The organism is Gelidibacter sp. (genome assembly GCF_053579655.1).
Genome location: NZ_JBMDWE010000023.1, coordinates 1 through 21,925, shown reverse-complemented (window position 1 = coordinate 21,925; position 21,925 = coordinate 1). Strand labels below are relative to the sequence as shown.

Below are 21,925 nucleotides of genomic sequence, written 5' to 3'. Positions count from 1 at the left end.
ACTCTATACAACATGCACAAATAGACCTTCTTCGGTTTTTTCGACTTTGGCCAATTTGTTTTTTGTCAAGCCTTTTATAGTGGCATCCCACTTTTTGTTACTCAGTCCGGATTGTTCTTTTAAGTTATTCAGATCTATCGGAGCATTGGATTTTAGGATAGCGAAAACTGCTTTTTCTTCTTCAGTCAAAGCCACTGCCTTCTTTTCCGGTCTCATTTGAGGGAAAAACAACACTTCCTGAATGGACTGATTATTGGTCAAATACATGATAAGTCGGTCCATTCCGATGCCCATTCCAGAGGTTGGAGGCATGCCGTACTCTAAAGCACGTAAGAAATCATAGTCGATCATTCCGGTAGCTTCATCATCACCTTTTTGAGCCAACTCCATTTGGTGTTCAAAACGTTCACGTTGGTCAATAGGATCATTCAATTCAGAATACGCATTGGCAACTTCTTTACCACAAACCATCAACTCAAAACGTTCGGTCAATTCTGGATTATCGCGGTGTTCTTTACACAACGGACTCATTTCCTTCGGGTAATCTGTAATAAACGTTGGTTGGATATAGTTGCCTTCACATTTCTCACCGAAAATTTCATCGATCAATTTGCCTTTGCCCATGGTGTCGTCTACTGCAATGCCCATGTCTTTAGCAGCTTTGCGGATCTCATCTTCAGATTTTCCAGTAATATCAAATCCGGTAAAGTGCTTAATGGAATCCGTCATGGTTACCCGAGCATACGGAGCTTTGAAATCGATTTTGTGTTCGCCGAAAGTTGCTTCTGTAGAACCGTTTACCGCAAGGGCGCAATGTTCTAAAAGCTCTTCACAAAAGTGCATCATCCAATTGTAATCTTTATAGGACACGTATATTTCCATAGCCGTAAACTCTGGATTGTGCGTGCGATCCATACCTTCATTTCTGAAGTTTTTTGAGAATTCATAAACGCCATCAAAACCGCCAACAATAAGACGCTTTAGATAAAGTTCGTTGGCAATTCGCATATACAAAGGAATGTCCAAACTGTTGTGATGGGTCATAAACGGACGTGCCGCCGCGCCTCCAGGAATTGGTTGTAACACCGGAGTTTCCACCTCAAAGTAACCGGCGTCGTTGAAAAACTGACGCATGGCGTTATATAGCTTGGTACGTTTTATAAATACATTTTTAACCTGAGGGTTCACTACCAAATCGGCATAACGTTGTCTGTAACGTTGTTCAGGATCGGTAAAGGCGTCATAAATAACCCCGTCTTTTTCCTTAGGTAATGGCAAAGGCTTTAAGGATTTGCTCAATAATTTGAAGTTTTTGACCTTCACTGTTTTTTCGCCCACTTGTGTGGTAAATAATTCGCCTTCGATACCAATGAAATCGCCAAAGTCCAATAGTTTTTTGAAAACCTCATTATATAAAGTTTTATCATCGCCAGGACAGATTTCATCTCTGTTAAAATACGCTTGAATCTTTCCTTCAGAATCCTGAATTTGAGCAAAACTAGCCTTTCCTTGCACCCGCATCGACATCAATCGACCAGCAATAACGACCTGTTTCCCTTCTTCAAATTGCTCTTTAACCTGTTTCGAAGTGTGGTCCACAGGATATAAATCGGCTGGATAAGGATTGATTCCCAATTCACGTAATTTGACTAATTTTTCTCTTCGGATGAGTTCTTGTTCTGAAAGTTGCATGCTGTTAAATTTTTGATATGCAAAATTACGATATTTAAAAAAATTAACGTAGTAATTTCAACGATAGATTGGGTTTTTGATGGTTTATGGGATGAAACTTTTTGCGAAGGGTTGAAATTGGTGAGTTTGAAAGATGAATTTTGATTTTGAGCTAGTTTTAGCTGCTTGAATTATATTTTTGAAGATGATGATATAGTTTTTATCCCGTAACAAATTGAATAGTTTTGCGTCTTAATAAATACATTAATCAGCCACGCAAAAGTAGTGGTCGTTAAAAATCATCAATTATGAGTATTTGGAGAGTTCTTCTTTCTATTTTTTGTCCACCACTTGCGGTCCTTGATAAAGGTTGTGGATCTATTATCATTGTTTTTTTACTATGGCTCTGCGGATGGGTGCCGGGAGTTATAGCTGCTTTGGTAATTTTGAATAACCCTAAAAAATAGTTTTCAGTCTCGGTTTTCAGTTTTCAGTCTCAGTCTCAGTCTCAGTCTCAGTTTTCCCGCCTTCGCAAAAGCTCTGGACGGGCAAGCAGTCTCAGTCTCAGTATTCAGTTGATGGTCTTATGAGTCGCTGACTTTGGAACTATATAAAATTTATAATTCAGTCATCGGTCATCGGTCATCGGTCATCTGTCATTCAACCCAAATAACTTTCTCTGTGCATCTCAGTGTTTGTCCGTGAATCTCTGTGAAACTAATTTTTGTCGCCCGTCATCGGTCATCGGTCATCTGTCATTCAACCCAAATAACTTTCTCTGTGTATCTCAGTGTTTCTCAATGAATCTCTGTGAAACTAATTTTTTTTCGCCCGTCATCGGTCATCGGTCTCAATAGATGAATCTCCATGAAACAATGTCCCACCATCTATCCGAAAATCCGTAATTTTACAGATCAGAATCATAACCGATTTAAATAGAGTCAGCCATGATTCAGATTTGATGAATTTGAAGATTACACTAGAAGACTAAGATTGTGAATAAAATAGTTACCGTACAGGATTTAGGGCATAAAGATTATAAGGATACCTGGGATTATCAAGAAGGATTATTCAAATCAGTTCTGGACACGAAAATCAAGAACAGAAGAGAGAATGCCAATTTAGAAACACCAAATTATTTTTTATTGGTGGAGCATTCTCATGTCTATACCTTGGGTAAAAGTGGCGATTTCTCAAATCTTTTATTGAACGAAGAGCAGCTCGCAAAAAAAGGAGCAACCTATTATAAAATAAATAGAGGTGGAGACATTACGTATCACGGACCAGGACAAGTTGTAGGGTATCCCATTCTCGATTTGGAAAACTTTTTTACAGATATTCATAAATACCTCCGCTTATTAGAAGAAATGATCATTTTAACCCTGGCAGAATATGGTCTGGATGCTCAGCGAAGCCCTGGAGAAACTGGAGTTTGGTTGGGTGTGGGAACGCCTTTTGTACGCAAAATTTGCGCGATGGGCGTGAGAGCGAGTAGATGGGTTACCATGCATGGATTTGCATTGAACGTCAATGCCGACTTGGGCTATTTTGACAACATCATTCCATGTGGTATTCGTGGGAAAGCAGTCACGTCCTTACATGTGGAGTTAGGCGTGGAGGAAGTGGACGAGTCCGAATTGAAAGCCAAAGTTTTAAAGCATTTTATGACGCTTTTTGAAGCGGTACCACAACAAGAAAAGCAGGTGTTTTAAATATGGCGAACATTCAAAAAATCATTTTATTGGTTTTAGTAGTGCCGTTAGCGCTGTTTCCAGGAGGATTGATTTTTTATGTGTTGTTGTTTGATGAGCCAAAATTTGAAACCGCCATGTGGATTCCTATTGGAATGTCAATTTTGGGTGTTTGCAGCTTTATATTTCATTTCAAAACGAAAGGCTTTTATAAACTTCTCAAAGAAAACGTGGATTTACCAAAAGTAGAGCCGGTGTTTTGGATTCTTGATATAGCTTTTGGGATTATCTATATCATTCTCTCGTTGTATGCGGTTTATCTTATGTACGCTTTTCCGACTAAGAAAAGCACCCTTGTTTTGTTGGTCTTTATAATTCCCATGCTTGTTGCTGGTGCATGGACCGTTTTTGAAGCTTTTTATCTCAATAAATTAATTCAGAACCACAAGTTTGCCAATCGACATTCTGAGATTGATGATATTAAGGGAGATGTTGGGGAGTGAGGTTTAGATGAGTTGGCAGTCTTCAGTTTTCAGTCTCAGTCTCAGTTGGCAGTAAGAATCAGAGTTAAATATCAAAGGGTTTCTGCGTCAATCCGCGAAATCTGCAAGAGATTTATTTTTTTACACATCTGAACTTTCCTGATTATTGTTGACCGTTTTTAATCAATTAACTCATTGTAAAAAATAGATAGGAATTTTTTTATTTCCACTTTCCACCGACTGTTGTCATTAATCATCGGGCAGATTTATTATAGAACGCTAATGACGCTGATCTGGCTGATTTTCACTGATTTTTTTTTGGCTTTTATTTCAATCTATGAGCTTCATTCATCGGTCATCAGACCAAATTGTCATCTGTCATCTGTCCTCCGTCATCTGTCCTCCGTCATCTGTCCTCCGTCATCTGTCTTCCGTCATCCGTCATCTGTCCTCCGTCATCTGTCCTCCGTCATCTGTCCTCCGTCATCTGTCCTCCGTCCTAACTTCAAAAATCAAAAGTCTCCAATCGACAATCTTCAATCACACTAGGTTTCTTCATTAAAAAACACTTTGTAATAATGCATTTTTTTAACCTCGTCATAACCACGTTCTAAATATTCTGCTGAGGCGTCAGGCGCGTCGATATCTAATTTAATCTGGATATTGGTGTCGAGTTTAATCTCTGTTTTAATCTTCTGTTTTTCCTTTTTCAAAACGCTTTCAGAAACATCAAATTGGTTGCGTATGATGAGCTCGTGATTAGTTTCAAAACCTTTTTTATAATCTTCGAATAACGCTTTGTATTCGTCATTCTCAAAAAGATCATCTTTAAAGCTTTCCACGTTAATCACTTCATTTTCCTTGAAAAAGTCGATGGTTTTAGCTAAAAACGTGCTTTTTTCTTGAATCCCCAAATTCGGTTTTAAAATATCTTCAGAAAAATCCTTACAGAGTTCGATATAGTTTTTGGTATGTTGGTTATGATCATCAGGGTATTTGATGTTTAGAAAATGCTTGATCCAATATTGCGTATCGTAAGAGTTGTTGTCCACGCTCAATACAATATTGCCTTCGGTATCGGAAGTGTTAAGGATCAGACAGCCTTTGTCCACTTTTTTGATCGGAATTCCTTTTTGGGTAATGATGTCGTAGCTGTTGTTTTCTAAATAAGTCTGAAAAAATTCCGCTCTATTTTCAATTTTAAAGATGCCAACCGCTTTTACAAATAATTCTTCATATTGAATGTCCTCAAAAATACAAACCATGACATCGCCGGTTTTTATTTGTGCGGAATTACTTTGTTCAAATAAATGTGTGGCGATGTGTTTTGAAACTTCTAAAAAGTCACTGTCGTCAGCAAAAAGTTGCGTCGCATACGTGTTGATTTCATTGAGACTGATGTCGGAATGGTGGTTAAAACGATAGCTTTCCACTAAACTTCCGAAAGGGCGTAATAAATACGGCAATATTAAGTCATAACTGATTTCATCAAAGTCCAATTCCTGTTCGGAAAATGCGTTTTTGGTACTATTGAATTTATTGCCAACCTTATGAAGAACGGCTTTTGAAATAGAGGCTTTTGTACGTTTGATCATGATAGACTGCTTGCTTTTTTGAAGTTTACAATACTACATAAATTTGACTGAAATCAAATAAAAACGCCAAAAAAAAAATCCTTGGCGTTCTAAATATGAGGCGATTATTTTAGAGTCTTCGCTTTATTCGAATAAGAAAAGCTTCCTTTTCACGGTTTTTTCAGAAACTTGTGTGTGTTTTTAAATTAACTATTTTAAAGTATTCACGACACAAGTCTATGTTCTATATTCTAAAAGCGTAGCGGTCTTTACTTCTTTTTATTTATATCTTAATAAACTCCACGCGTCGATTTTGTGCTTTACCATCAGCCGTGCTGTTTTCGGCAACGGGAACGCTTGCGCCTTTGCCATCCGTTTGAAGTCGGTTGGCGGGAATATTATAAAGATTCACTAATGCATCTTTTACGGCCTGAGCACGTTCTTTTGATAATTTCAAATTGGTATCGCTATTGCCTTCAGCATCAGTATGGCCCACAATGTTCAGATTTATGTTTTCGTCTTGGAGTAATACTTGTGAAATCTGTAAAACAATACCTAAAGATTGTGGTTTTATTTTGGCTGAACCGGAATCGAAGAGAATGCCATTGGTAGATATTTTACCTTCAGATAGCAATTTTCTTCGTAAATCTTCGCCACCTGCAGCAACTTTGAGGTTGCTTATCAATACATTTTCATTTGTGTCTTCAAATCCATAGGTGTAGAATTTGATAGCCTTCAGCACAGTTAATTCTTGAATCATCCTTGGGATGTCTATATATTTTGTTTCATTTACCCATAGCCTGTATCTGTTTTTTGTAACTGCGATGGAAATGTGAGGTCTGTTTAGAACTTCTTTGCGTATATCCGCATCAATAGAACTGTTAATGGCGCCATAATTGCCGTTAAAATAATTACTTGTTCTTATCGGTATGGTATAGAATTGACAAAAAGGAAGTGTAGTTTCCACGAAGTGTTTGTTTCCATTTTCAAAACTGTTATTATCACTGAGGATAATTCCCATAACAGCATTTGAGGAGGTCTTACCGTCTATACCTTGAGCCACGAGGTCAAACTCAATGGTGTAATCTTCTGGGAGATTTTTAACATCCGGAATGTAAAATATTTTATATCCCGATTTCATCACAAACTGATTGCCGTCAACATTATTAATTTTAACGACTTCACCGGAACCATTGGTATTCCACTTAGAAGGAAAGTCACCCACAAAATCTTGCGAAAAATCATCATAAAACAATATTTTGTCACCGGGGACAAAGTCAAATTTACTATAGACTTCTAAACCTTCCGAGACATTTTTTTTAACAGATGATTCTTTGGCAGTATTTGCTCCAATGTCTTCTTTTGAAGTTGGTTTTTCGTCGGAATTCTCAGAATTCTTTGTTGGAGTTTTTTTAGTAGAGGATTTTTGACTTGGATCTAAAATAGAGTCCATCATTTTACCCGTTTCTTTTTCCGTTTTCCGCTCTAGTTTACGCTCAACGGTTCGTTCGGCGCTTTTTTGCAGTCTTTTTAGGATTTGCGCATTTGCTGACGGTATCATGAAAAGAAGGAGCAGAGCAGTTCCTAGTAGTTTTTTGCAGAGTATTGAGTTTTTCATTTTGTATGTGCTTGACTGTTATTGGATTATATCGTTTTCAAGATAAACCAAAAAAGCGAATGAATTGAAAATACTGTATAACTGGTATGAAAAACTGTATAGTTGGTAGAAAGCTGCTAATTTATCTGATAAATGATGATACTGTTTTGGTCGCCTTTGGTTACAAATTCAGGACTTTTGTTTTTGTCAATATTATCAAGATCAATCGTGGAATTTCCATAAACCGGGAAGTTGTCAATCGATTTTCCTAAGCTGTCAAAAAGGAATACTTTTTTAGCCTGTAAATCGGTAACCGATACATAGATTTTATCGTTGACATAGAAAATTTTTGGAGGGGTGTAGTCTCCAAAATCCAGTTCGATTTTATTGGTTCTGACATGTAGAATGTTTTCTGAAAGCGTTACCAAGGTCTTGCTGGTTGCAGTAATGGCGTGTTTTTCTCCTAAATTGAGATTGCTGCTGGTCATTTTGCCATTTTCATCAATTTGAATGAGGTCGCCTTTGGCCGTGGTGGTCGTAAACATGTTGTCGTATAGATAAATACCACTATTGCTAAAGTCAATATTATTTTTAATCGTCACACGCGTTTTGCCTACTCTGCTTAGTATTTCGAGTTCTTTGCCTTGAACAAATACAATATAATCTTTCTTGCCAATTTTGAAATGTTGCGGCTGCGTGTTAATGGCGTTTTCTGTTTTTTTGTAAAGAAATCCGCCGACCATTTTTCCGTTTTTGTCGTAAAGTAAGAGGTTGGAGCCTTGCGTTAGCATCAGTCTGTAATCACGATTTTTTTCGTAATCAAATACAGAAAGAGGTTGTGTAATGGGGTTCTTGAATTTTAAAGGGAAATTACCGACGTTCTTCCCGTCGCGATCTAAAACATAAATTTGATGTTCTGTGGCAAATGCCAGTTGGAGTCGCCCGTTTTTATAGGTGTCAATTTGTTCAATGCGTCCTAATATTTTGCTGTCCAATTGTTTTTTCCACTGGACTTTACCATCTTTTGAAATCAGATATAAATTATAATTGACGTCTTGCACGACCACTTCTTTCTGATGGTTGGTGTGGTTGTTTACAAATTGAGGATCCGTTAATAAATCGGCGTCCAAGGTCACGTTGGCTCCTTCCAAAACCGAGTTGGAGTTGGATTTTTTCTTGTTTTTCTGTGAAATGGCATGCACGTGTGCAAAATCTGTTTCATATACAAACTGAATGGCAGAAGCGTTAAAACCATCAGGATTGATCGGTTTTTCTGTATCGAAATTTGAGTTGATGATTTTCTTGAGATTGTTGCCATTGGCATATATCAATAATGAGGAGGCGTCACTCAATTCGTCCATCAGGTCTTCAAAAGCATTTGAAGTGTAGAGCGTTGCATTGTTTTGATAGCTGCTAATGATGTCTTTTAGTAGTTCAATATTATCTGAAAACACAAAGAAATCGTCAATGTTAATAAAGTTTGTAGCGGCTTTATAGGTAATCAACGGCGCGAATAAATCGGAGAGCAGATTCGGTTTATCAAAATTATAAATGGTAATATCCCGATAGGTTTCTAAGCTGTTTTGAGTTCCTAAATAGCTGTTCATATTAGTGGCGTCAATGCTATTCAAAACGACCGCTTGTTGCTCATTTCTGTAGATTATGCCGGCTTCCAGAATGCTTTCAAAAACTGGATCGGCAATTAGAGAATCTTGTTTTCTGAATTGGACGATATTTTCGTGGAACGTTTTAAAACTGTGGAATGAAAAGCTTAAAAATCCGTCGCTATCTGGCGGACAAATTTTAGGCAAGTGATTGTCTTGTGGAAATGTGTTCTTAAACACATTGAGTAAACTTTTAGAAGAGTCTCTGGCAATGGTAATGCCGTCAAATTTCAGCTGATCCTGTGTTAAATCTGCATCTAATAGGAAATAGTTTGAAAACTGGATTTTGTTAAGGTTTTGATCAAAAAATAAATTTGGTTGAAATGACTTTTGTTTGGTATTAATGATGATGGATAAGGATTGTTCTTTATTTGATTTATGATATAATTCTTTTAATAGGGGATCGGCCTCATTTTGGTTAAATGCAGCTTCGACTAGGGTTCGATCATTGGATGCAAAAAACACACTGTCCTTAATAATGCTATAAATAATTTCATGATCAAGCGTAGTTTTGGTCAATGACATTCCATTTGCAGTGATGGTTTCTATTAACCGATTTGGAACAGCATCTAAATTGAAAAGATCTTTATGATATTTTGTAATGATTGATATTTGGAGACTATCAATTTTGTCTTTGCCAAAAACTAATAGAAGTTCCTCTGATGGTTTTAGATGTTTGAGATAGTTGAGTTTAGTGTTTAAATGCTTAATTGAATTTCCTTCAGAAAACTGGCTGAGCAAACTATTGTTTTTAAAAACGCTCTTCAGGCCTTCTATAGAGGTTGTTTTTATAACTAATGAAACATTGTTAGGCACCAACGTGACGAGATCAGAAGGCTTAGGCGGGGTGTTTTTACAACTTATAATGAGGAGAAGCGTGAATAGTAAACCTATATTTCTCATGTTGATTTTTTGCAAATATAAAAGTTAAAGTACGAGTTGTGGTGGTTGCGGCAATAATCTAAAGGTTTTTCGATGGTATTTTGTAACACCATATTTCTTAATAGCCTCGCGATGCTCTTTAGTGGGATAGCCTTTGTTCTTTTTCCAGTTATACATGGGGAATTCTTCATGGATCAGGCACATATAAGCGTCTCTGTATGTTTTTGCCAGAATTGAAGCGGCTGCGATGTTAAGATATTTACTGTCGCCCTTAATAATAGTTTCATGAGGCGTATTGCTAAACGGCTTAAACTTATTGCCATCCACACTTATAAATGTGGGTGCCGTTTTTAATTTGGCGATGGAATGATGCATTGCTAAAATGGATGCATTCAAGATATTAATTTCGTCAATTACTTCAGGATATATGTGAGCAAAGGCAAATGAGATGGCCTCCTGTTCAATAATAGGCTTTAGAAAATCGCGCTTCGTTTCTGAAAGCTGCTTTGAATCATTCAGGATGGAATTCTCAAACGCTTGGGGTAAAATGACCGCTGCTGCCGTGACTGGGCCTGCAAGACAACCGCGTCCCGCTTCGTCTGTCCCGCATTCAAAAGGATTTAAAGTAAAAGAGAGTTTGAGTTTCAATTTGCTAAAGTTTCAACAAATTTAAAATAATAAAGTAAGAAGTGAAATTTAAGGGGGTTTATCGTTGGTTTGTGCGTATTGATTTTTTGGAATTGATACATGAAAGTTACTTTGTTTAGTTCAAATCTTTCATGGATTAGATCTCATTCAATAACAATTAAATGCGATACAGAATTTTAAACTTGCAGGATATAGAACATCATAATATTTTACACTGATTTTTTTCTTTAAATCATTATCATAAGATTGAGGTTAATATGGGAAATCATCACAAATTGAATGAAATGTTAATTATTTGCATTTTTGAGTTTTTGACTTAAGATGATGTTAGTTATTTAACATAAATACTTTTTAATATTCTACAATAAAGAATTGTGTTTAAATTAATCTCAGAATGGCATTGAGAATTTTATGTAATCGTTAAAAGATTAACATATTTGATCGGTGAAACGGGAGTGTGATAAGTGTTGATTAATAGTGCTTTATGTTCTTTAAAAATCGCGCAAACCCTTGCTGGCGTTAACATTATATTAAGTAAAATACTTGTTTCTTTAATAAATTATTATGATGTTTGCGCAAGACTAACTCAAATAATTGTTTTATGAAATTAAAATTAACATGGTTAATGACGCTTTTTATGGCGTTTGTGATGCAGGTTTCTCTTGCTCAAGAGAAAGCTGTCTCAGGTGTGGTGACATCTGTTTCAGACGGATTGCCTTTGCCTGGGGTAAGTGTAATTGTGAAAGGGACAACTCGTGGCGTTCAAACTGATTTTGATGGTAACTATACCATTAATGTTCGTGTGGGCGAAACGTTAGCCTTCTCTTTTGTAAGTATGAAAAGCACGGAAGTAGTAGTAGGTGCAAGTAACACTATTAATGTGGCGATGGAAGAAGATATTGCTGCACTTGATGAAGTGGTAATTGTTGGATATGGTACTGCCACTAAACAATCTTTTACTGGGTCGGCAAAAACAGTTTCTTCAGAGAATTTAGAAGTAAAATCATTTTCAAACGTTTCTCAGGCATTAGCTGGAGAAGTAGCGGGTGTGAATGTAATCAATACTTCTGGACAGCCTGGTACTGCAGCAACCATCCGTATTAGAGGATTTGGTTCTGTTAATGGTAACAGAGATCCTTTATATGTAGTGGATGGAGTTCCTTTTAATGGAACAGAAAATATCAATTCTATCAACCCAGCGGACATTAAGTCTACAACAGTTTTAAAAGATGCTACTGCAACTGCGATTTATGGTGCAAGAGGAGCAAATGGTGTTATTCTAATTACCACAAAAACGGGTACTGCTGGTGAATCTTCTATCAACGTCGATGTGAAAACTGGTTTTAACGTCAGTTTATTGCCAAGAAATGAAGTGATCAGATCTCCTGAACAGTATATTGGTTTAGCTTGGGAAGCTAAATATAATAAAGGAGTAGCTAGTGGAGAGGCAAATCCAGAAGCATATGCTAATCAAGAGTTATTTGGTAACGGAGGGATAGCTCCTTTTTATAATATGTGGAATGTGGCCAATGGGGCAGAACTTATTGATCCTACGACCCGTACAGTTAGACCGGGCGTTACAAGACGTTATGACCCTGAAAACTGGGAGGATTACGGTTTCCAAACCTCTTACAGACAAGAAGCTAACCTTAGTTTTGCCGGTGGTAACGATAAATCAAAGTATTTCAGCTCATTCGGTTATTTGGATGAAGAAGGATATTTAATTAACTCTGATTACAAACGCTACTCAGCCCGACTTAATCTTACCCATAAGCCAAAAGAATGGTTAGAAACAAGTGCAAACCTTGGATATGCACTTTCTGAAACAAACAATAATGGACAATCTTCAGATTCAGGGAGTATTTTCTGGTTCGTTGACAATTTACCAAGCATCTATCCGCTTTATCTAAGAGATGGAAATGGTCAAAGAGTGCCTGATGATATTTTTGGTGGTAGTGTATTTGACTATGGTAACAACGGAAGAGGATTTGGTGCTTTAACCAACGCAATTGCAGATGCAAACTATGACAGAAGTCGCGCTAAGAGAAACGAATTGAATGGTAACTTTAATTTTGATATAAAATTCACCAAAAATCTTTCATTTGAGACAAGATTCGGTTTTCAGTATTATAACGATAAATTTTTCAACTTAAACAATCCTTTTTACGGCTCTGCAGCTGGACAAGGTGGTTCAATTTACAGAAGAGATACAGAATATTTTGCTAAAAACTTTTTGCAATTATTACGTTACAAAAATAGTTGGGGTAATCATTCTTTTGAAGTGTTAGCTGCTCACGAAGCGAATGACTGGACTCAGAAACGAAACACTGCAAGTATGTCAAAGGCTGTAAGTCCTTATGTTGATGATTTGAATAACTTTATAATTGTATCTTCTCCTCCAACATCTTGGACTAGAAAAGCCATTCTAGAAAGTTATTTTGCTCAGGTAAATTATGATTTTGATCAAAAATACTATTTATCAGGATCTGTAAGACGTGATGGATCTTCAAGATTCCTTCCAGGTAACAAATGGGGTACCTTCGGATCTGTTGGTGCTTCATGGGTAATGTCAAATGAAAACTTTTTACAAAATTCTTCATTTATTAATTTCTTGAAATTGAAAGCGAGTTATGGTCTTGTTGGAGAGCAAGCTGGTGTAGGATTGTATCCAGGTATCAATAGTTATAATGTTGGAAACCTTAATGATGGTTTTGCACTTTCAAATAGAGATTACGGTAATCCAAACTTAACTTGGGAAACTTCTACAATGTTCCAAACTGGTGTTGAATTTACTTTAGGTAAAACTGGGTTTTTAGAAGGTTCTGTAGATTACTATAGAAAATTAACCAAAGATTTATTATTTGATAGACGTAATAATCCGTCATCTGGTATTGCAGTCACTACTGTTAATGATGGTGAATTGCTAAACAGTGGTATTGAGTTTGATTTAACTGCTCATCTTGTTAGAACCAAAGAATTCAATTTGAATTTAACTTTAAACGGAGAGATTTTAGATAACGAAATCAAAACAATGCCAATTGAGCCATCTACTGGTTTGCCAAAGTATATTGATACAGCACCAAATAGTTTTGCATATTCCAATGGACATTCCATTTTTGATTTTTACATGAGAGAGTGGGCTGGTGTTGACCCTGCCGATGGTAGAGCAATGTGGTACAGGTATTTCGATGACGCCAACAACAACGGTAAATTTGATGTTGGTGAAGGATTTAATACGCCGGATAATGGTACAGGCTCAATTGTTGAATATTTAGACAAAAATCCAAATGCCAATGTTCAAAGAGAGACGACTAAAGTTTATGCTGATGCGACGACCAAGTATGTTGGCAAGTCTGCAATTCCAAAAGTAAGAGGTGCATTCAGATTGGCAAGTACTTATAAGAAATTTGATTTAAGTGCACAATTCCTATATAGTTTTGGAGGCTATGCTTACGATTCATCCTATGCTAACTTGATGCAAAACGCACAAGCTGGTGCTAATAACTGGCATGTTGATATATTGAATAGATGGCAACAACCAGGTGACATTACTAATGTTCCTAGACTTTCTGATAACTACGCATCAGATAATCGCTTTTCATCACTTTCAACACGTTTCTTGACCAAATCGGATTATCTTGCTTTAAATAATATTAAATTAGGATATACTTTAAAATCGAATGCGATAGCTGCTGCTGGTATTGATAACGTGAATATCTGGGTTTCTGGAGATAATTTGTTCCTATTCAGTCAAAGAGATGGTTTTAATCCTTCTACTTCTGAATCAGGTGCCTCAAATCAATATCGATACTCGCCATTATCCACATTCACTATGGGTGTGAGAGTTAAATTTTAAAAAATTGTATATATGAAAAATAATATAAAACTTTCTATTTTTGCAGCCGGTCTCTTTTTGATGTTTGGCTGTGCAGAAGATTACTTGGATACAGCGCCCACAGAATTTATTTCTGCTGATGATTTACAAAATGCGGCAGTGAATAATCCTGAAGTTGTATCGGGTATTTTATCTGGTATCTATACCACGATGGTTAATACAGGTACGGGTGGTACGGACTTAGACCATGATGATTTTGGTCAAAAAGGCTACGATATTTATTCAGACTTTTTATCATCAGACATGGTTTTGGCAGCATCTAATTACGGATGGTATAGAGCGCTAACGGAGTATGTGCCAACCCAAGATTTTACTTCAACTACCAATTATAAACCTTGGAGATACTATTACAGAATAATTAGATCTTCAAATGAGGTGATAGCGACTTTGGGTGGCAATGATGCGGTGCCTGAACTTGCAGAAAATAGATGGGTTCTAGGCCAAGCCAAAACGCTTAGAGCGCATGCTTATTTCTATTTAACACAATTTTTTGCTAACAGTTATGACCCTTCTGCAGAGATTTTACCATTGTATATTGAACCAGTTCAGGAGGCTTTGCCAAAATCAACAACGAAGGTTGTTTTTGATTATATGATTAAAGATTTGACTGATGCTATTTCTTTGTTATCAGATTTTGACCGTGCAAACAAAAGTCAGATTAATCAATATGTGACTAAAGGAGTCTTGGCTTATGTATATGGAGTTACTGGAGAAGCTGCACAAATGAAAGCTTTAACTGAAGATATAATCACTAATGGTGGTTTTATTTTGATGGATGCTACGGAAGTTCTAGGCGGTTTTAATGACATCAACACTCCGGGTTGGATGTGGGGCCAAGATATTACTACAGACTTAGGATTGGATTTAGTATCATGGTGGGGCCAAATAGATCTATTTACCTATAGCTATGCTTGGGCGGGAGATCCTAAGACTATTGATAAAGGTCTTTTTGATGCCATTCCTGCAAAAGATGTAAGAAAAGGACAGTTTTATAATGTTGCTGGAGGTTATTATTTAATGCCTTTAAATAAATTTTACGATCCTGCAAGAAAGATTGGAGGCCAAAGAGTTATAACCACAGATTATATTTATATGAGGGTAGCAGAAATGTACCTTTTAAATGCTGAAGCAGCAGCACGTGGAGGAGATGAGCCAGGAGCAAGAACCCGTTTAGGAGAATTGTTAGCTAAAAGAGGTATTGACCCTGCTTATTTAAATGGACTATCAGGTGCGGCGTTACTTGATGAAATATATCTTCAAACACGAATTGAACTTTGGGGTGAAGGAAAATCATATTTAGCACTTAAGAGATTTAAAAAATCCACTACAAGAGGTTCTAACCACTTGTCGAATGTTGGAGTAACAATTCCTTATAATGATGAGCGACTAACATTTGAGATTCCAGAATCTGAAATCCAGAACAATCCTTTTATTAATACTCAGAATTAAGATTAATATATCATGAAGAAATATTATAAATATTTTGCAATAATAATTGCCGCAGTTTTATTTAATTGTGAATCAGATGATACGTCGTCATCATTGAAGGACTACGTTGGATTTGAACGAGGACCCGTAGCAATGACCGTAACTGAAAATGGAACCAGCACAATGGACGTTGCTGTTTATTCCAGCGATATCTCCAGTAAAGATCGCATTTATAACCTGATCGTCGATACGCAGGCTACAAAGTTGAAATCTGCTTATAAGGTGCCGGCTACAGTTACGATTCCGGCAAATACCAATAAGGGTACTTTTACTGTGTCTGTTACAGATGATGAAACGCTGAAGTATGTTAATCAAGCTTTAGTTGTCGATTTTGAAAGAAAGGGAGGATTATATTTTGGTGATAAGCTAACGATTAATGTTACAGAGTTTTGTACAGAAACATTGGTAAGGTTAGCACTTACTTTTGATGGTTATCCAGATGAAACCACGGTTGAGCTTTTTGATTTATCAGGAGAAGAGCCGGTTGTTATTTATGAGGGCGGACCTTTTGATGGTCAAAAGAATGCTATTTTAAGCTTTTGTTTGGCATCGGGTAAGTATGGTGTCGCTGTTTATGATTCCTATGGTGATGGAGGAGCTACTTATGTCATTACATCGGGATCTAAAACCTACGTACCAAAAACTACTTCAAAAAGCGCTACATCCACAGCTGAGTTTACAATACAGTAATATATTTTATTTTAATATTATAGCCACCATAATTTTTATGGTGGCTTTTTTTATTAAATTATCCGCCGTAAATTGAGCTAAAATTACTGTATCTTGTTCGAGGAATTTATCAAAAGAAATATGAAAAAACAATTACTATTTATTACATTTTTACTTATTCTTAATATTGGTTATAGCCAAAATACCCTGAGGACAAACGCAACTAAAGAAAATCTTGAGTTGTTGGATCGGTTTAAGAACCAAGAACAAATGCGAATAAACAGAGTGAATTCTTTTCAAAGCTTCAATAGAAAAGCGACTACAACTTCAAAGGATATCTTGAATTATATGCATATTTATGATGTGGTTGATGGCGTTGTATTATATAAAACGACGCATAATCTTGAAGCTGCAAAATCTACAAAAACGTCAGATCTTCAAGTTGGCGGTAAACTAGGAGTAAACTTGGATGGCACTGGAATGACTATTGGCGTTTGGGATTTTGGTCCTATTGATAACGCACATCCTGAATTCCAAAATAAAACGAACACGGTATCTCGTGTAACTAATATTGATAATACATCGGTAGGTAAAGAAACCGATTTTAATGATCATGCGACCCATGTTTCTGGAACTATAGGAGCAAAAGGCGTAGATGCGAATGCGAGAGGGATGGCGACCAATATAAATATTGATTCCTATAACTGGACGAATGATAAGGCTGAGATGGTTGCTGCGGTTAATGCGGCTACCAATCCAATTATTCTTTCTAATCACTCTTATGGGGTACCTCTTGTAGGAGAGGATAAGGAAAAGTTGCCAGCTTGGTATATGGGGGCTTACACAAACGAAGCAAGAGATATGGATGAGATTTCCAGAAATAATCCTAAGTATTTAATCGTGACTTCTGCCGGTAATGATGGTAGAACTTCCTATACTGGTGGAATGTTTCCTAACTTCGATAAATTAACTACTGATAAAAATGCCAAGAATAATCTCGTCATTGCTAATGCCAATCCAGTTTTAAAGCCATTTTCTTCTGATTTTAAAACCCTAATTATTAATACGAGCAGTAGCCAAGGGCCTACGGATGATTTAAGAATAAAACCCGATTTAGCTGCAGATGGAACAAATGTATATTCGACAGTTCTAAATGGGCGATATGCTACTTATTCAGGAACTTCCATGTCCGCTCCCAATGTAACTGGTACGCTAGCTTTATTACAGCAATATTATATGCAATTGCATGGTTCGTATATGAACTCTTCTACTCTAAAGGGATTAGTTTGTCATACGGCTGTCGATGATATTGCGGCGCCAGGTCCAGATCCAACCTTTGGATGGGGATTTTTGGATGCTCGCGCATCTGCCGAAACTATTTTAAATGCGAAATCCAATGTGGCCATAGTGGACGAATTGAATTTAGCTCAAGGTAAAACTTATAATATCACTTTTACAGCGCAAGCCGGTGATAAATTAAAGGCCACAATTTGTTGGACCGACATGCCTGGAGATATATCTCAAGGAGTGTTGAACGATCCAACCCCAAGATTAGTGAATGATTTGGATTTAAGATTAACTAAGGATGGGAATACATTTTATCCATGGAAACTGGATTACTCTGCAACGACTGGCTTTTCAAATTCAAAAGGAGATAATTTAGTCGATAATATTGAAATAGTAGAGTTAGATGCTCCCTCTTCTGGTGTTTATACCCTGACCGTAAGCCATAAAGGAAAATTGAAAGGAAATGTTGGAGGGCCCTTTAATCCACAAACTCAGGATTTTTCATTAATAGTCACAGGTAATAATGTTGTCCTTGGAACTAAAGATAATATTCTATCCAATAGTTTGGTTGTGTTTCCAAATCCAAGCCAAGGTGAATTTACAATCAGTTTCGATTCTCGTTCAAACACTAACGATAACGTGAACGTATCAATTTATGATATCAGTGGTCGATTGGTTTATAAAAATAGTTTTATGAATAATTCACTTCAGTTTTATGAAACTATCCAGTTAAATAATGCTACACCGGGGATATACATCGCTAATATCTCTAAAGGCAATAGCAGCACAACGCATAAAATCGTTATAAAATAAAAAATAGCCTTAAATATTTTTATGCCCAAAGACCAACAATAATCACTGTTGGTCTTTTTTTGTTCTAAGTAAATTATAATTTTATATTCGTATACGATAAATTATGATTTACTTTGTTCGAAAATGAAACGGCCTTAAATGTATATTAGATTTTTTACCATATTTGTGTTTTTCCTGTTCACAGTGAGCCTTAGCGCACAAATTAAACTCAACAGTGGAAATATGCCAAATAGGCAACGAGATTCTTCTTTATCAAATGGACCTAAAGGCAAAACTAAGTTGGCGAAAATTGATATGTATGTACAATTTAATCGTACATCTGACTCCATAGCCGTCGATACTACCTTATCGATTAAAAAAGAATACAAATTCAATTACCTAAGAAAGGATGAATTTGGGTTGATGCCGTTTTCCAATATTGGTCAAACCTATAATAGTTTAAAGCACGACTTTAAAAACAACCGTTCTCTCCCTTTGTTCGGTGCCCGCGCTAAACATTTTAATTATATGGAAATTGAGGATATTAACTATTTTCATGTTCCAACGCCGCTAACTGAACTTTTGTATAAAACCGCATTTCAACAGGGGCAATTATTGGATGCTTTTTTCACGGTCAATACCTCAAAGCAGTTCAATTTCTCAATAGCTTATAAAGGATTGCGATCTTTAGGGAAATATCAGCATATTTTAACCAGTACCGGTAATTTTAGGTTTACTACAAATTACACGACTAAGAATGAAAACTATCAAGTGCGCGCCCATATCGTCATGCAGGATTTGCTCAATCAGGAAAATGGAGGGTTATCGGATGCAGATGTTGAAAAGTTCCGCTCTGGCGATCCCGAGTTTTTAAATCGATCCGTATTTGCTCCAATTTTTGAAGATGCCGAAAATATTCTGGAAGGCAAGCGTTTTCATCTCGATCATCAATACAATATTATTAAGGCGTCAGATAGTTTAAGCAATAATTTAAGCATTGGTCAGATCATTTCGTTTGAGGATAAATACTACCAATTTTCCCAGGGAAAACAGAATGATTTTTTTGGAGCAGCCTTTCTCAGTGCAAATATCCGTGATAAGGTCACTTTGGAGGAGTTTTCAAATCGATTTTATGCAGAGTATAAAAATGATCTTTTAGGAACCCTTCAATTCAGCGCCGATTATAACAATTATAATTATGGCTATGATGCCGTAACCGTTATTGATGACATCAGAATTCCAAATCGATTAAAAGGAAGCGTATTTGGAATCGGAGGATCTTATCAGAATCAAATCGGGGGATTTAATTTAAATGGGGAATTTGGACTGAATCTCTCGGGAGATTTTAATGGAAATTTTTTGGATCTCAACGCATCCTACAAGTTGACGCCTGAAATCAAAGCCATAGCCCGGTTGAATTCCAATTCAAAGCAGGCCAACTTTAATATGTTGCTCTATCAAAGCGATTATCTCAATTACAACTGGGACAATAGTACGACGTTTAAAAATATTCAAACTCAAAATTTGGCATTTAAGGTGGAGTCGGAGAAAATAGCCACTGCTGAAGTAGAATATACCACCATTGCCAACCACGCTTATTTCACGAAGGATGTTAATGGTAATGTCAAACCAGTGCAATCTGATAATACATTAAACTACCTAAAGCTAAAGGTGTCCAAAGAATTTCATTTTGGCAAATTTGCTTTAGACAATACTATAATGTATCAAAATGTGATCAATGGTGACGATGTTTTAAACGTTCCACAAATCATAACCCGAAATACCATTTACTTTTCCGATCATTTATTTAAGAAAGCCCTCTTTTTGCAAACAGGAATCACGCTTAATTATTTTACAGAATACACCATGGATGGATATGATCCATTGTTGGGTGAGTTTTATGTCCAGAATCAAACGACTTTAGGTAATTTCCCAAGATTGGACTTCTTTATCAATGCAAAAGTGCGACAAACTAGAATCTATCTTAAAGCTGAACATTTTAACTCTGCGTTAACTGGATACAATTATTTCTCCGCCCCAAATAACCCGTATAGAGATTTCACGATCCGATTTGGATTAGTTTGGAATTTCTTTCTATAAATTCTTATTTACTCACGCCTTAATAATGCTTAACGATTTGCCTGACAGTTAATTAATGTGTATTTCAGTTGTTTTTATTGCAGCTTTTTGTACATTAAAGACTCAAAACCCTGCAAATTTTAGCACAATTTACGACCAATAAAATAGCATCCTCAAATAGGCGTTAAATGAGCCTTGGGTCAATCTGTACCACAATAACAACTACTTTGTTGCAGTGTTTATATATCCATCAATATGACCAGTTTAAGAATAAGCTAGAAACACTTTATAGGAGCTTGATCTTTGATGCTTAGATAGAGGCAGGATAGAGGCAGGATAAAGGCAGGATAGAGGCGCGTTAATGGCATATGTTAAATGTAATTTGTGGCTTATAAAGAAGCCCATCAACGCCTATAACTCTGTATATATTTAAAAGCTTTATGGTATAGTGAACTGAGTTCTGAAATCCGTTTAATAATAGTGTAAAGTTGAGGAGTCTTTTTATTTATAGGACACGGTGTTGGCATTTCGTTATTTTATTTCAATTAGTTTTTTCAAAAAATCATTCAAATGAACCGTTTTATTAATGTCTGATTTCGTTTCGATATTAATTTATAAAAACCATCATTTAGTTATCGGCATTTATACTTTTGTCGCAATTGATCATTGTTGATCATAACTAAACAGTGTGTTCCATTTGTGAAGTTCATTTAGGTATCCAATTATATATAATAAGGAGTATTTTTTTGATTTGGGCGTTTGGTTCCCCGAAAAGGTCCACCACCGCGCTCTCGCCCCTCACTTTTGGGTCCGCTCTCCGGCGTTCCCAAAGAGTTCAAGCAAAGGGCTCCATCGCTAACGCGGCTTAGTCAGCATTTATTAAATGATAGCGATTGTATTCAAAGAGTAAGATTCTCTTTATGCTAAAGACCATCATGTCTCAAGTATGAGCACGTGTTGGTTTACATTAGTTCTGGAAGAAATCATATTTAATCATAAGCAATCAGCGTCATCAGCGTTCCATTCAGCGTCACCCGCCTGAATGGACCGGAAGGTCAGCGTTCCATTCGTTCAGTTCATATAGTTTTCCACTTATATATAATAAGGAGTATTTGTTTGGTTTGGGCGTTTCGTTTCCCGAAAAGGGTAACCACCGCGCTCTCGCCCCTCACTTTTGGGTCCGCTCTTCGGCGTTCCCAAAGAGTTCAAGCAAAGGGCTCCATCGCTAACGCGGCTTAGTCAGCATTTATAAAATGATAGCGATTGTATTCAAAGAGGAATTCTCTTTATACTAAAGTCCAATCATGATACAAGAAAGAGTAGTTTTTGCTCTCCATCAGTTCTGAAAGAAATCATAGATGATCATAAGCAATCAGCGTCATCAGTGTTCCATTCGTGTAGTTCATACAGTTGTCAACTCCTATATATAATAGGGATAGGGTTCCAATTCTCATATAATATAAGGAACAGTCAATTTCATTATGGCATTTGGTTTCCTGAAAAGGT

Annotated in this window: 13 protein-coding genes; 8 read left to right on the top strand and 5 right to left on the bottom strand. The window is 36.6% G+C overall.

Going from position 1 to position 21,925, the window contains the following annotated elements; genetic code table 11:
* Positions 1-3: 3 nt before the first annotated feature.
* Positions 4-1,692 carry a lysine--tRNA ligase gene (gene lysS, locus ACOH2D_RS12265; RefSeq protein ID WP_348036298.1) on the bottom strand — a complete coding sequence of 563 codons (1,689 nt, stop codon included), beginning with the start codon at positions 1,690-1,692 and terminating at the stop codon, positions 4-6.
* Between the two features lie 287 nt (positions 1,693-1,979).
* Here lysS and ACOH2D_RS12260 point away from each other — a divergent pair, with 287 nt between their 5' ends.
* From ACOH2D_RS12260 to ACOH2D_RS12250, 3 genes are all read left to right on the top strand, one after another.
* Complete coding sequence (locus ACOH2D_RS12260; protein WP_449535413.1) at positions 1,980-2,138, top strand: YqaE/Pmp3 family membrane protein; 159 nt, start codon at positions 1,980-1,982, stop codon at positions 2,136-2,138.
* A gap of 528 nt (positions 2,139-2,666) precedes the next feature.
* Positions 2,667-3,383, top strand: a complete 717-nt coding sequence (gene lipB, locus ACOH2D_RS12255; RefSeq protein ID WP_449535412.1) for a lipoyl(octanoyl) transferase LipB — start codon at positions 2,667-2,669, stop codon at positions 3,381-3,383.
* 2 nt (positions 3,384-3,385) lie between these two features.
* Entirely contained in the window at positions 3,386-3,865 is a 480-nt protein-coding gene (locus ACOH2D_RS12250) for a hypothetical protein (RefSeq protein WP_449535411.1), read from the top strand.
* 524 nt (positions 3,866-4,389) lie between these two features.
* Here the strand turns inward: ACOH2D_RS12250 and ACOH2D_RS12245 are convergent.
* The 4 genes from ACOH2D_RS12245 to rnhB form a co-directional block, all read right to left on the bottom strand.
* Positions 4,390-5,439, bottom strand: a complete 1,050-nt coding sequence (locus tag ACOH2D_RS12245; protein ID WP_449535410.1) for a nucleoid-associated protein — start codon at positions 5,437-5,439, stop codon at positions 4,390-4,392.
* A 262-nt stretch (positions 5,440-5,701) separates the two neighbouring features.
* Positions 5,702-7,036, bottom strand: coding sequence for an OmpA family protein (locus ACOH2D_RS12240; protein ID WP_449535409.1), 1,335 nt, complete (start codon positions 7,034-7,036; stop codon positions 5,702-5,704).
* 116 nt (positions 7,037-7,152) lie between these two features.
* Positions 7,153-9,582 (bottom strand): ribonuclease HII, encoded by a 2,430-nt coding sequence (locus ACOH2D_RS12235; protein ID WP_449535408.1) that lies wholly within the window; start codon positions 9,580-9,582, stop codon positions 7,153-7,155.
* A 24-nt stretch (positions 9,583-9,606) separates the two neighbouring features.
* Entirely contained in the window at positions 9,607-10,209 is a 603-nt protein-coding gene (gene rnhB / locus ACOH2D_RS12230; RefSeq protein ID WP_449535407.1) for a ribonuclease HII, read from the bottom strand.
* A gap of 601 nt (positions 10,210-10,810) precedes the next feature.
* Here rnhB and ACOH2D_RS12225 point away from each other — a divergent pair.
* The 5 genes from ACOH2D_RS12225 (at position 10,811) to ACOH2D_RS12205 (ending at position 20,440) form a co-directional block, all read left to right on the top strand.
* Positions 10,811-14,065, top strand: a complete 3,255-nt coding sequence (locus ACOH2D_RS12225; RefSeq protein ID WP_449535406.1) for a SusC/RagA family TonB-linked outer membrane protein — start codon at positions 10,811-10,813, stop codon at positions 14,063-14,065.
* Positions 14,066-14,077: 12 nt separating this feature from the next.
* Positions 14,078-15,553: a RagB/SusD family nutrient uptake outer membrane protein gene (locus ACOH2D_RS12220; protein WP_449535405.1), complete on the top strand. Its 1,476-nt coding sequence runs from the start codon at positions 14,078-14,080 to the stop codon at positions 15,551-15,553.
* Between the two features lie 93 nt (positions 15,554-15,646).
* The gene (locus ACOH2D_RS12215) at positions 15,647-16,282 is read left to right on the top strand and encodes a hypothetical protein (RefSeq protein WP_449535404.1); all 636 of its coding nucleotides are present in this window, start codon (positions 15,647-15,649) and stop codon (positions 16,280-16,282) included.
* Between the two features lie 120 nt (positions 16,283-16,402).
* Positions 16,403-18,361 carry a S8 family serine peptidase gene (locus tag ACOH2D_RS12210; protein WP_449535403.1) on the top strand — a complete coding sequence of 653 codons (1,959 nt, stop codon included), beginning with the start codon at positions 16,403-16,405 and terminating at the stop codon, positions 18,359-18,361.
* A 138-nt stretch (positions 18,362-18,499) separates the two neighbouring features.
* Positions 18,500-20,440, top strand: a complete 1,941-nt coding sequence (locus ACOH2D_RS12205; RefSeq protein WP_449535402.1) for a putative porin — start codon at positions 18,500-18,502, stop codon at positions 20,438-20,440.
* Positions 20,441-21,925: the final 1,485 nt, after the last annotated feature.

Coding starts and splice junctions, on each gene's coding strand:
- ACOH2D_RS12235 (WP_449535408.1), bottom strand. CDS start 9,582: ATGAGAAATATAGGTTTACTATTCACGCTTCTCCTCATTATAAGTTGT.
- ACOH2D_RS12250 (WP_449535411.1), top strand. CDS start 3,386: ATGGCGAACATTCAAAAAATCATTTTATTGGTTTTAGTAGTGCCGTTA.
- ACOH2D_RS12225 (WP_449535406.1), top strand. CDS start 10,811: ATGAAATTAAAATTAACATGGTTAATGACGCTTTTTATGGCGTTTGTG.
- ACOH2D_RS12260 (WP_449535413.1), top strand. CDS start 1,980: ATGAGTATTTGGAGAGTTCTTCTTTCTATTTTTTGTCCACCACTTGCG.
- ACOH2D_RS12210 (WP_449535403.1), top strand. CDS start 16,403: ATGAAAAAACAATTACTATTTATTACATTTTTACTTATTCTTAATATT.
- ACOH2D_RS12245 (WP_449535410.1), bottom strand. CDS start 5,439: ATGATCAAACGTACAAAAGCCTCTATTTCAAAAGCCGTTCTTCATAAG.
- ACOH2D_RS12220 (WP_449535405.1), top strand. CDS start 14,078: ATGAAAAATAATATAAAACTTTCTATTTTTGCAGCCGGTCTCTTTTTG.
- ACOH2D_RS12240 (WP_449535409.1), bottom strand. CDS start 7,036: ATGAAAAACTCAATACTCTGCAAAAAACTACTAGGAACTGCTCTGCTC.
- ACOH2D_RS12205 (WP_449535402.1), top strand. CDS start 18,500: ATGTATATTAGATTTTTTACCATATTTGTGTTTTTCCTGTTCACAGTG.
- lysS (WP_348036298.1), bottom strand. CDS start 1,692: ATGCAACTTTCAGAACAAGAACTCATCCGAAGAGAAAAATTAGTCAAA.